This is a genomic window from Sphingobacterium bambusae, from assembly GCF_033955345.1.
GTDB classification, from domain to species: domain Bacteria; phylum Bacteroidota; class Bacteroidia; order Sphingobacteriales; family Sphingobacteriaceae; genus Sphingobacterium; species Sphingobacterium bambusae.
In genome coordinates this window covers 3,027,493-3,039,527 of the sequence record NZ_CP138332.1, presented here as the reverse complement: position 1 = coordinate 3,039,527, position 12,035 = coordinate 3,027,493, and the positions used below count along the sequence as shown (strand labels likewise).

The window sequence follows — 12,035 nt, the reverse complement described above, 5'->3', positions numbered from 1 at the left end:
CTGTCGGACGAGTTCTCCATAAATATGCAGTAAAAAAACCGGAAACAACCAGCACACTCAGTCCAAATAGCCCACAAAGCGAGCATGCAACGTCATCAAAAACAGCTTCTCTTCTTGGAATTTTGTTCGCACCTCTTCATTCATAGGCTGAAGTACACAGAAGGAATCAAAATTGTGGTATATGATATTTCTTAAATCCCTTTGTATGTTGTCGATCTGTTGCATATTGGAAATTTTTTCCAAGAGCTGGAGATCGATGGGCTTCTGCCTCATCACAACCATGCCCAAATTATTCGCATAGGCGTACTTTTTTTCTCCCCTTTGCTCGTGTTTCGGCCCAGATTGATAAACTTCCACCGGAACATATTTACTACCCATCTTCTTCAACCTCTCGTAATGCCTGCTGGTGTAGACCTCGTAGGAATGAAAATCCTCACTTAGCACATAACATTCCTCGATAGCTGCATCGGACTTGTTGACCTTGAGATATTCGGTAATCTCCCGACTAATCGGGAGAAGGTGAGGACTATTTGTTTTTGGGGAATGAAAATCTATAACGGTCTTTTTTATAAGCATGACATACTCATTCCCCCCTTCTAGGATGGATTTTATCGCATATTCATATTGCACTTTATTACCCTTGATCGCTGCATCCAAAGCCTTGTCTCCGAAAACTGAAGGTTCAAGCCTTGATAAGAGAAAGTCCGTCAACCTTGTTCCCTGAAACATAAGCGACGCGACATCCATCCTCGAACTGTCCATCCCATACTGGTCTGCCGATATCGCAAACACATCCCTATCGACATTTTTGTCTAAGAAAATACTTCTATTTTTAATATAACCAGAAACATCCACACCCATTAGCAGGCTATCCGTCGCTTTCTCGGAAGAAAACTCTTGGTACTGGTAGCTGACATGAAAAACAGTATCGTGGTTATTATGAAAATTGTCAAAAACTCTTTGGAAAGCTTTCCGATATGAAGAGCTTTGAGCATTGCCAGTCAAGAAACCGCTGAGCGAACACAATGTAACAAGCAGTGTTATTATCTTCATGTTGTAAATATAAGCTCCAAATTAAAGTCTTAAATTAGCTTAGCTATCAAAAACAAATATACAGAAAGCTAGATTGCAAATCTAGAAAAGAGCCTCATTATTAATAATTTCCCGTAATTTGCTATCGTGAAGTATTTCCTTTTCTTCTGCTTGATCTTGACAGCGCACAACACCTGGGCACAGCACGTCGTGCAAGGCAAGGTGATCGATGCGGAAAAGCGCGAAGCTGTAGCGGGTGCCACGGTGTATATCAACAATTCAACCGTTCGGACAAGCACAAACAAAGCGGGCGAATACTACCTTCAGCTTCCCGCTGCAGGCCGGTATGAGCTTGTCATATCAGCCATGGGACACGAGCTGGCTAGCTTTGAACTGGTGGTGGACGGGAACACGAAGAAAGACGCCGTATTACAACAAAAAAACCTTGAAATAGACGAAGTCACGGTTACGGCCTATTTAAAAGACGGCTGGAAACAATGGGGTATGTATTTTACGGAAAGCTTTATTGGGATGAGCTCCTTTGCTAAGCAAACAAAGATCCTAAACCCCGAGGTTTTACGTTTTCGATACCAAGCGACAGAAAAGGTGCTGCAGGTATCTGCTACCGAACCACTCCAAATATCCAACCGAGCGCTTGGCTACGAGATAAATTACGACCTCCTTGATTATCATATGGACTTCCGCAGTGGACATCTCTATTATGAAGGCTTCGCATCTTTTCAAGACAGTAAAAAAATATCGAACAAGATGCATAAAAATAGACAAGCAGCTTACATGACCTCTTTCATGCGTTTCATAAGAAGCACCTATTCCCACAGCTGGAAGGCAGATGGATATAACGTTCGGGAGCTGATACGTGTTGTGAATCAGGAACGACAGCGCGTAGACAGCTTGATGAAGCTGATCAATAAACGCGTCTATACCGATTTCCGTGGCGATTGGCCAGCATTTTATGCCGCTCAAAACAGTTATACGGTAGACTCCGTCGAACGTTTCAGATCTACACTTCAACAACCAAAAGCATATGATGTACTGAAGGAGGAGCTTAGCGAAGAGCAAGTCATAAAAAAAACGAGCAAAGATGATATGCAGACAATACACTACGAAAATTACCTTCGTATAACGCATGCTTCGATTGTCCCCGAAGAGGCTTACCTGTTTTGGAACAAAAAGGCTGATGGCTCATCTCTTTTATTGCTCGCCCCTCAATCCGTCGTATACATCGACGCCTTGGGGAACTTCGCTCCCGCGGCAAACTGGATACAAGAGGGATACTGGGCTTGGTACAGCAAGCTAAGCACAATGCTTCCTCTAGACTATAAGGACAATACGCAACCTAAATAAATCAAAAAGACGAATCAAAGCATCTAATACTTTCACTGCTGGCTGAAGCTAAAAAAGTATAATTTTTTCCCAAAAATCCAACTCTGCGCTAAATAAAAAAGTCGAAAGTAAAAACTTCCGACTTTAATCTGTGGAGGCTACTGGATTCGAACCAGTGACCCTCTGCTTGTAAGGCAGATGCTCTGAACCAGCTGAGCTAAGCCTCCTTTTTAATTGGTGGAGAATACTGGGTTCGAACCAGTGACCCTCTGCTTGTAAGGCAGATGCTCTGAACCAGCTGAGCTAATTCTCCATGCCTTTTTGCTTATTGCGTGTGCAAATATAGGTGTAAAATCTGATTTGCAAAATTATTTTTTTACTTTTTATCGAACAAAACAGCAACCAGCTTATGCTCAGGCATATAATTTAAACGGCTAATCATAGAATTTCCATGATACGCCAAACCTAAAATTAGCGTCGTTCATAGGGTATCTTCTGACGGTGTAGTATCCTTTCGGATAAAACGCCTGATTGAAGAAATTATAAGACAGGAACAAATTCACCCGATCGATGTTCCCGGTGAACCAAACATCACCAATAGGATAGGTGGAATAGTTGATTCCCACATTATCATTATAAAACTGCCCAGCATTAATAGCATAGGAAGGCGAACGGAATGGCGTATTGAAGCGCACATCCATCCCTAAACGGAAATCCATCACCTTGTACAAAATATTGGCATAATAGAAGCTATGCCAAGTATACAGCTCTGGCGTGGCGAGTATATCTGGTGCATCTGTCTTTTGATACACAACGCGATTGTCCAAATGGAACCGTCCTACCCGAAAGTTCTGCCCCACAGTTACCTTGAGCAAGTTGAGGGCTCCAGATTGCGCCGGCGTAATCTGCCGAAGCAATAGCTCATCATTATCTGGGTTGTCCACCTCTCTAAAATAGAGGTAATTGTCCATTAAAAAATATTCCGCCTTTCCGGAAAATCCAATCTTCTTATTCTCGTAAGCAAAGGACAGGTTCTGCGTTTTTGTCTTATTAAAACTATTATTCCACTGGTGGTAGGTATAGTTCAAACGATTAAAAGCCATCTCGGGCGACTTATTCTGCGAATACGCTCCTAAATGAATGACCCCGGCATTTTCACTTAGAAAGACATCGGCATTGGCCTCATATAGAAAATCACCGGCCTGCTGACCAACGACGATCTGGTTAACCGCAGCACGCACATCGATGCGATCACTAAACTTGTAACCCAAATTACCTTTCAACATGCTATTTTGGTAGAAATCAGACGTCAAACTATCCCTATACCAAATGAGATCATTTTGAAAAGCTAGATCGAGCTTCGCTTCGTTTTTGAAGACTCCCTTACCACGCAAATAAAAGCTGTAGGTAAACTCATTAGATATGGTGGTGATGCTTGTAGTGTCATTCACAAGATCCACGTCGTTAATCGGAAATGCCGCACTAACATCGGCTTCGTTCTTGAAGAAGATAAATTGGCGCTGCCTAATAGACGAATTGTGTGCGAGCACGTTGGTAGGATGTATCTCCATTTCTGGCGTCCCGACATTCAACGTATCCAAATGACCGAGAAAATAAGCTTGCCGCACAAACATGCCATTGTCGCGCCATTTGTTATAGGGACGCGTAGCATTTTGCCCCATAAGCCGTGTGCGGTACCCCATATTAGACGTACTGGTCGGATCCTGAAAGACGTCACCACCGATAATCCCCTCATCCACCACCGAACCATTTTCTGCAGCATTAAGGTTATTAAAGGTTGCGTTCAACAACATATTATAGCGCTTATCTTTCGATTCGTACCAACTGAACACAGCCGCTTTCCGATCATTGTAATCTTGGTTGAGGTAATATCCATCTGTATTCGTCGCGTGATATTCTGCCCCGACGTTCCATTGCGGCGTGATGTTTTGTGCCAAGCGGGCACGAAAGACCTGATCATCAAAGAAAAATCCGACCGTATAAAGTTCAGAATAACGTGCCCTTGCCCTAAAGTACTGAATGGAATCCGAATGGAGTAGATAACGCTCCATCGCATGAAAACCAGCCTGAAAACCTATACTTTTATTTGGATTAAAAAGCAAATCCCTAGTGGCCAATCCGTAAGAACCGAGGTTAATCGACGGATTCCAAGGCAGATTTTGTTTGTTGTAATATTGAAAGTTGACATGTGAGGTATCGATCTGCACGGTACGTGTGGACTGCTTCATCATCGCCAATGTGGTATAACGCACATACCTCGCCGTAAAAACAACCGAGTCCTTCTTGTTGTCTTCCTTCGCCCGGGCGGAATCCAATGCGCTACTGAATTCTTCCTCGACCTGCGCCGAAAGCCGGGAAATTCCGGCTAAAGCCAACACAAAAAAAAGGAAAAGCTTCTTTACATACCTGTTCATCAATGCCTGTTGTTCTTAAAATTATGCCAAAAATAAGGCTAAAATTCACATTTATTGCAATGCGATCAATTCTTTTAGAATCTTTGTCATTTTTGGTTCCGCTGCAGCTGCCACGTCCACGATCTCTTGGAGCGATACCGGCTTTAAGTCAGCATGAAAACCTTCATCTGTTATGGCAGAAATAGCGAAGACAGGCAAACCCATATGATTCGCCACAATCACTTCCGGCACGGTGCTCATACCCACAATATCGCCACCTATAATACGCATGTAACGGTATTCCGCCCGTGTTTCCAAATTAGGCCCTGGAGCAGATACATACACCACCTTATGCGCTCTGATCTTCAGCCTATCGGCAATATCCAATGCCTGATGAATCATGCCCCTACTATAAGGCTCACTCATATCTGGGAAGCGGGGTCCAAAATCTTCATCATTTGGTCCGCGCAAAGGATTATCGGGCAATAGATTGATATGGTCGTCAATAATGCCGATATCTCCCTTCAGAATGCTTGGATTTAAGGATCCTGAAGCATTGGAAACGAAAAGTTTTTGAATTCCGAGCGCCTTCATCACACGTACCGGAAAGGTAATCTCTTGCATGTTATACCCTTCGTAGTAGTGCAAACGTCCCTGCATCGCCACCACGTTCCTGCCGTTGAGCTTGCCGAAGATAAGCTTGCCCGTATGAAATTCAACGGTAGAGATGGGAAAATTGGGAATATTGGCATACATCAATTGATGTTCGACTTCGATTTCGTTAACCAGCTTACCCAAGCCGGTGCCCAGGATGATTCCAAACTCGGGAGCAAAGTCACCTACTTTACGACGGATGGCGCTAACCGCCTCTACGATTAAATGATACATGGGTGTAAAAGATCTGTTTATTCAAACTTAGTTTATTTTTTGCTCTCCCACAAACTTCATCAAATCCTCGCCACCTCTTTAACAAAGATTAACCCCTACCATCGCCGAGATGATTACGATTCAAACGCAAAAAAGGTTCAATCGTAACCGATTGAACCTCTTGTGGGAAATACTGGGTTCGAACCAGTGACCCCTACCTTGTCGAGGTAGTGCTCTAAACCAGCTGAGCTAATTTCCCTCTTTTCGAATTTCTCCGTGTGGCACAAAGATACATTTTTTGCGCATTTGCGGAAATATTCGAATAAATTATTCTAAAATGTACGGCTTCCCTTCTCCAACTTTCCGGGCGAGGTAATCCAGAGCAACAGGAATGTCGTTAATCCGTTGTAGACGATCAGCTCAAAACCGATACGGTAAGCTGTATGCGGTATGATATAATACGTATTCAGCACAAACCAAATCGCCGGGGATAACAAGCAGAAGTAAGGCACCAGCTTATCGTTCACGGTATAGCGAGTCAAGATACCGAAGGCAAAAAGACCAAGTAACGGGCCATAGGTATAGCTGGCAGCCGTAAATATGGCCGTAACCACCGAATCATCGTTTATCAATCTAAAAACAAGAATAACCAAAAGCATCACCACGCTAAACACAAAATGCACAATATTTCGTTGACGCACCAATGCAGGGTCATTCGGGTTTTCCTTCTTGTTGAAATTCAGAAAATCAACACAGTACGAGGTGGTTAGCGCGGTTAATGCAGAATCTGTTGTCGCAAATGTGGCCGCGGTCAAACCCATCATAAAGATGATACCTGCAGCGACCGAGAGATTATTCAACGCAATTTCCGGATAAAGGTAATCGGGCGTGCGCAACATGGAAATATCGATCCCTTTATCGGCAACATAAATGTAGAGCAGAGCTCCCACAGCCAAGAAAAAAAGGTTGATCACAACAAAGATCGCTGTAAAGGTCAGCATATTCTTTTGAGCTTCGCCGATGGTGCGCATGCTGAGGTTCTTCTGCATCAGATCTTGATCTAGCCCGGTCATGGCAATAGTGGCAAATGCGCCGCCAATGACGTGTTTCCAGAAGTGGTTCTTATTGCCCAATAAATCTTCCCACACCACAATCTGCGCATACGAACTTTCTTTGACACGCTCAAATGCGTCCAACACGGAAATACCAAGGCCGTCCGCCATAAAATAGATTGACAAAAGCACCGCTAACAGCAAACAGAACGTTTGCAGGGTATCGGTAATAATGATCGTCTTCAATCCGCCTTTATTCGTGTATAACCAAATAAGCACCAAGCAACCGCCCACAGTAACCCCAAAGGGAACTGCCCATGCATCAAAAATAAATTTCTGGAGAATGATGGCCACCAAGTACAGCCGAAAGGCCGATCCGATCGTGCGCGACACCAAAAAGATCATCGCCCCAGTTTTATAGCTCTTATGCCCAAGACGCTCTTCCAAATAGGTATAGATCGACGTGAGGTTCATCCGATAATACAGTGGAAGCAAAACGTAGGCTATAACCAAGAATCCCAATGCGTTTCCCAGAACAAATTGAAAATAGCTAAAGTTGGAGGTACCCACCGCACCCGGAACCGAGATAAAAGTTACACCAGAAAGTGCAGTACCAATCATCCCGAAGGCAACCATGTACCACTTGGAGTTACGGTTTGCAACAAAAAAAGTGGAGTTATCCGACGAATTGCGTGAGGTAAAATATGACACTGCAAGCAGCATCCCAAAATAGACAAATAAGAAGGCTAATAGTATAAAAGGTGACATTTTCGGTATAAAAGTGGGTATATAGATGGTATGAGGAGTAGCAGGTCGAGTTAGACCATACTACTCTTTAAAAGCTTTGCTATTCTCTATGGCTTTACGAACATTGCCGTAGCGTTCCAACAAGATGGTTGCCGTTTCCTCATCGGCTCCGGTTTCATCCATCACCATGCGTACGCCACGATCAACCAGCTTCACGTTAGAAAGCTGCATGTCCACCATTTTATTTCCTTTGACGCGCCCCAGCTGTATCATCACCGACGTGCTCAACATATTGAGAACCAACTTTTGGGCCGTACCCGATTTCATGCGCGTGGAACCTGTAACAAACTCTGGTCCCACGACCACTTCTACAGGATACTGCGCCACCTGCGCTATGGGCGAATCCGTGTTACAAACGATACAGCCAGTGATCAGGCCTTCTTCGTTGGCACGCGTCAGCCCGCCAATAACGTAAGGCGTCGTACCAGAAGCAGCTATACCAATAACCACATCGTTTTTGTTCACGTTGTAGGCCAGCATGTCCTTCCATGCTTGTTCTTTATCATCTTCGGCAAACTCTACGGCTCTCCGTATCGCTGTATCGCCTCCGGCTATCAATCCAATTACCCAATCGAAGGGCACACCAAAAGTTGGAGGACACTCGGAGGCATCCAATATTCCTAAACGACCGCTTGTTCCGGCACCAATATAGAAGAGTCGACCACCTTGGCTCATTTTCTCAACCGTCACTTTAACCAACCGCTCCAACTGCGGAATAGCTTTCTCCACAGCCAATGGAACCGAACGATCCTCCTTATTCATGTTCGTCAAGAGATCATGAACAGACATTTTATCCAAGTCCTGATAATTCGACTCCTTTTCCGTAACTCGTATCATATTAACAGCAAATTCTACTTTCTTACAAATATGCAAATTTCAAAATGAAACACGCACAAAAACGCATCTATTTTTTATTTTTCCTTAACCCTCTTTTTTTGCCATCGACTCGTCGTAGAGCGAGCCTTCGTGCAAGAATGATCAGCAACGACCTACACAGCTGTATCCCTTCTGATAATCAACGTCAAACATAGATAATTTTATATGTATTTATAATTTCCGCTTAAAAAAAAGTAAACTATTTGTTACGATAACGACTAGTTTACTGAAAATCACAGCAAAACAGGGGTTGATGTTTGCATACAAAACCACCCACTAACCTACTTCACTTTCAACTTAACGATTTTGCCATCCATCGAAGAAACGATTACATGCCCGCCTTTCGATACGCACATAGGATTAATCATTGAATTAGACAGCTTATACTGCCATAATACCTGCCCACTTACCGCATCTACGCCAGAAAGCAGGCCGGAATGGCTAGGCACCAAAACCTGCGAACCTGCGGTTTCTATCGCTGTCGGATTAAGTTCATAGGGCAACTGCAAGGTAGAATGCCATCCGATATGCATTTCCTCAGCCGCTGTTGATACGCCTAACAAATTACCGTCCATCGTTTTGACATAGACATATTGACCATCTTTGGAGATCCCCATCGATTCCCGAACACGCACATCGTCCATTTTGTTACGCCAAATAACAGCGCCCGTTTTAGCATTCAAGCAGGTCATGTACCGATCTGGAGCCACGAGGTAGAGCTTATCATGCTGCACCACAGGATAGCAGGCCGCCGCAGATAACATACGGCTCGACTGCCCATTGCTCCAGCTCCAGACCAATTTTCCAGTCTGCTGATTTAAGGCGTAAAAACCATTGCCCCAAGAGCCAAAGATTACCAATCCATTGTAAAGGGTCGGCCTCGCAGAGACATAACCAGCGACTTCATTGAATGTCCATCGGATCTTTCCGGAAACCGCATCAATAGCGCGAAAAACACCGTCTGAAGATCCAATAAATGCAACACCATGATTAACGACCGGACTACCCAACACCGCTTTTGGCGTACGTATTCGCCATTTTTCTTTCCCACTGTCTGCGTCTAAACCGTAGATATTGCCGTCAGACGAACCCACAACCACCATCCTTTTCCAGACAGCAGGTGTTCCATAGATCTTTCCACCGGTTTTATACGCCCAGATTTTTCTGCCGCTTTTGTTATCCAGCGCAAATACGTAACCCGCCGTATTTCCGGTAATCAGGAGCTGCTTGTACTCCGCGAAACCTGCGCCCAAATCCGCTTCATCTTCAAACCGCCACAGCTCCGACACCTGTGCTTTATATTTTTCATTGACCGAATAATCTGGTCTGCCAGACCTAACATCATGTTGCCCAATCCGATGATCCAACAAGTCCACCTGCAACCAAGGATCTTCCGTTTTTACGGCGGGTCGACGAACCTGATAAACAGCCTTGTTATTGGCAATGCTGATGATATTGTATCCACCGATCGAATCTTTAGCACGCAGGTTCGAGCGTCCCATAGCCCCTGGAATCCCCTCCCAGTCGTAAAGTTTGTTAACATGACCATGCCCACAAAGCATAAGCTGCACATTACGCTGCTTTACGCGATCAATAGCTTCGTACCAATTGTTGAGCGAAGAGTCCTGCGGATAATGATTGATATAGATGAGCGGAGTTTCCACATCCGAATGGGCGGCAAAAACCGAATCCATCCAAACAAGGTTTTCCCGTGGAACCTGCCCAGGCCCCATGCGCATATTAGGCCCAGAGGCCGTCCCCATAAACATGTAGCCCTTGTGCCTGAAGAAAAATGTCTCTCCATTAAAAACCTTACGAAAGGAATTAGCACCACTTTCCGACCAATTGCTATCGTGGTTCCCCGGAATTACGTAAAGTGGCAAATACAGGCTGTCCAAAATTTGTTTGGCAAGCTGAAGCTCTTCATCGGAACCGAACTCGGTAACATCGCCCGAGAGCAGAACGAAGTCGATATCTTTTTGATTGTTGAGATCCCGAACTGTACAACGCAAGTCCTCCGCACCCGTAGAACTGCCCACATGTGTATCTGTAACCTGAGCAAACTTGAATGGTTGTTGGGTAATCCCCAGCAGCGGCACAGCAGTCAGAAAAAAACAAAAAACACCAGCTTTAACCAATAAATTTAATACCCCCACTGTCTGTCGAAAACGTAAAAACACTACTTAAATTCAATTGGTACAGTAGCACCACTCTCTTGATTGTCCACATTTAAAGCTGTGATCACATAAAACCCCGGCTGATTTAACAGCAAAGAATTAGCATTGGTGACCGCAACGACCTGCCCTTCCGCCTTGAGATCGGAGAATCGATAAACAACCGATCGACCGGAAGTATTTGTCCAACGCAATGTAGCGGACGTTATACTAGAAGATCCGGGGACTGCAGGCGCAGCGGCCACTTGCCGCCCCATAAATGGAATAACCCCAGGATTTTCGTACAAGACAGACAGCCTATCGGCGATTCCAATTTTATTGTCGAGAATATATTTGGCACTATACATCGCACTACCTACAGCCTTTTTATTGAGCTTAGTCAAATTGAACTGTCTATCGAGTTCCTGCGTCGTCTGAAATGCTGCCGGTTGGCTGGCATCACCAAACTTATAAAGACCGTGACCGATAACCAGCGCCGCACTATAATTATACTGTGCCCAAATCGAAAGATTCGTCTGAAAATTATTCGAGCTGTTGCCAATCTCCTGATAAAGTTGCGGAATAAGCAAATCGACCCAACCTTGTTGACACCACTTTCCTAAATCCGCGTACAAGGTATTGAAATTATAATCCTTGTTGGCAGCTGGCGATATCGAAAAAACAACTTCAGGCCTTGTGGCGACGACCGCCTGATGTATGCCCTGTATCGCTTTATCTACGTTATCTCGTCGCCATGCTTGAATAGTACCAAAACCCGTCCCATAGGTCTCATAATCTTGCTGATCAGACACCATGGTTCCTGCCGACGCAGGATCTGGATAAAAATAATCATCCAAGTGCAACCCATCGACAGGGTATGTTGAGATCAATTCTTTCACAATGTTGACAATACGCTCGCGTACCTCCGGCCGCGCCGGGTTGTATATTTGAATCTTTTCATGACTAACCACCCAACTGGCATTGATGGAGCTGTGCAATGCCGGATAAGCTGTCGATGTACCAGCACGAGTAGCAATTCGATATGGATTCATCCACGCATGAAACTCTATGCCTCGAGCGTGGGCTTCATCGATCAAGAATTTTAACACGTCATAACTTGGAGCATTCCCTCTAGCACCGGTTAGGGAAGCGCTCCAGGGTTCATATGCCGAATTATAGTAGGCATCGCCCATCGCACGAACCTGAAAAAAAATGGCGTTTATATTCATCTGCTTGAACTTGTCCAAATATTGAATATACTTTTGCTTTTGCCCCGCCTCTGTGTAATCTCCAAGCGGCCAATCTAAGCCCCAAGCCGTCGTCATCCAGACGGCACGCATTTCTTTCTTAGGAAATAACAGTGCTCCTTCGCCGGTTGGCGGTTCTGGTTCTGGAGATGGTACATCCGAACTTTTACTACAACTGCTAGCCCAAAGCAACACAATGGAGCAGGCAAGCATAAAAATCTTTCTTTTCATTAAATGGTTCAT

Annotated in this window: 8 protein-coding genes and 3 tRNA genes; 1 reads left to right on the top strand and 10 read right to left on the bottom strand. The window is 44.6% G+C overall.

Going from position 1 to position 12,035, the window contains the following annotated elements; all coding sequences use genetic code 11:
- Positions 1 to 57: 57 nt before the first annotated feature.
- Positions 58 to 1,053: a hypothetical protein gene (locus SCB77_RS12710; protein WP_320182378.1), complete on the bottom strand. Its 996-nt coding sequence runs from the start codon at positions 1,051 to 1,053 to the stop codon at positions 58 to 60.
- 126 nt (positions 1,054 to 1,179) lie between these two features.
- On the opposite strand from SCB77_RS12710, the gene SCB77_RS12705 reads away from it, so the two are divergent.
- A complete protein-coding gene (locus SCB77_RS12705; RefSeq protein WP_320182377.1) occupies positions 1,180 to 2,397 on the top strand; it encodes a carboxypeptidase-like regulatory domain-containing protein in 1,218 nt (405 codons plus the stop codon).
- Between the two features lie 131 nt (positions 2,398 to 2,528).
- On the opposite strand, the gene SCB77_RS12700 is transcribed toward SCB77_RS12705, so the two are convergent.
- The 9 genes from SCB77_RS12700 to SCB77_RS12660 form a co-directional block, all read right to left on the bottom strand.
- A tRNA-Val gene (locus SCB77_RS12700) sits at positions 2,529 to 2,603 on the bottom strand.
- Positions 2,604 to 2,611: 8 nt separating this feature from the next.
- Positions 2,612 to 2,689 (bottom strand) — tRNA-Val (locus tag SCB77_RS12695).
- Between the two features lie 121 nt (positions 2,690 to 2,810).
- Complete coding sequence (locus SCB77_RS12690; protein ID WP_320182376.1) at positions 2,811 to 4,811, bottom strand: putative porin; 2,001 nt, start codon at positions 4,809 to 4,811, stop codon at positions 2,811 to 2,813.
- Between the two features lie 51 nt (positions 4,812 to 4,862).
- Entirely contained in the window at positions 4,863 to 5,678 is an 816-nt protein-coding gene (locus tag SCB77_RS12685; RefSeq protein ID WP_320182375.1) for a purine-nucleoside phosphorylase, read from the bottom strand.
- 163 nt (positions 5,679 to 5,841) lie between these two features.
- A tRNA-Val gene (locus SCB77_RS12680) sits at positions 5,842 to 5,916 on the bottom strand.
- Positions 5,917 to 5,989: 73 nt separating this feature from the next.
- A complete protein-coding gene (locus SCB77_RS12675) occupies positions 5,990 to 7,477 on the bottom strand; it encodes a sodium:solute symporter (protein WP_320182374.1) in 1,488 nt (495 codons plus the stop codon).
- Positions 7,478 to 7,537: 60 nt separating this feature from the next.
- Positions 7,538 to 8,353: an N-acetylmuramic acid 6-phosphate etherase gene (gene murQ, locus SCB77_RS12670; protein ID WP_320182373.1), complete on the bottom strand. Its 816-nt coding sequence runs from the start codon at positions 8,351 to 8,353 to the stop codon at positions 7,538 to 7,540.
- Positions 8,354 to 8,673: 320 nt separating this feature from the next.
- Positions 8,674 to 10,548 (bottom strand): outer membrane protein assembly factor BamB family protein, encoded by a 1,875-nt coding sequence (locus SCB77_RS12665; RefSeq protein WP_320182372.1) that lies wholly within the window; start codon positions 10,546 to 10,548, stop codon positions 8,674 to 8,676.
- Between the two features lie 23 nt (positions 10,549 to 10,571).
- The gene (locus SCB77_RS12660) at positions 10,572 to 12,023 is read right to left on the bottom strand and encodes a glycoside hydrolase family 10 protein (RefSeq protein WP_320182371.1); all 1,452 of its coding nucleotides are present in this window, start codon (positions 12,021 to 12,023) and stop codon (positions 10,572 to 10,574) included.
- Between the last annotated feature and the right edge of the window lie 12 nt (positions 12,024 to 12,035).

Coding starts and splice junctions, on each gene's coding strand:
- SCB77_RS12710 (WP_320182378.1), bottom strand. CDS start 1,053: ATGAAGATAATAACACTGCTTGTTACATTGTGTTCGCTCAGCGGTTTC.
- SCB77_RS12690 (WP_320182376.1), bottom strand. CDS start 4,811: ATGAACAGGTATGTAAAGAAGCTTTTCCTTTTTTTTGTGTTGGCTTTA.
- SCB77_RS12685 (WP_320182375.1), bottom strand. CDS start 5,678: ATGTATCATTTAATCGTAGAGGCGGTTAGCGCCATCCGTCGTAAAGTA.
- SCB77_RS12675 (WP_320182374.1), bottom strand. CDS start 7,477: ATGTCACCTTTTATACTATTAGCCTTCTTATTTGTCTATTTTGGGATG.
- murQ (WP_320182373.1), bottom strand. CDS start 8,353: ATGATACGAGTTACGGAAAAGGAGTCGAATTATCAGGACTTGGATAAA.
- SCB77_RS12660 (WP_320182371.1), bottom strand. CDS start 12,023: ATGAAAAGAAAGATTTTTATGCTTGCCTGCTCCATTGTGTTGCTTTGG.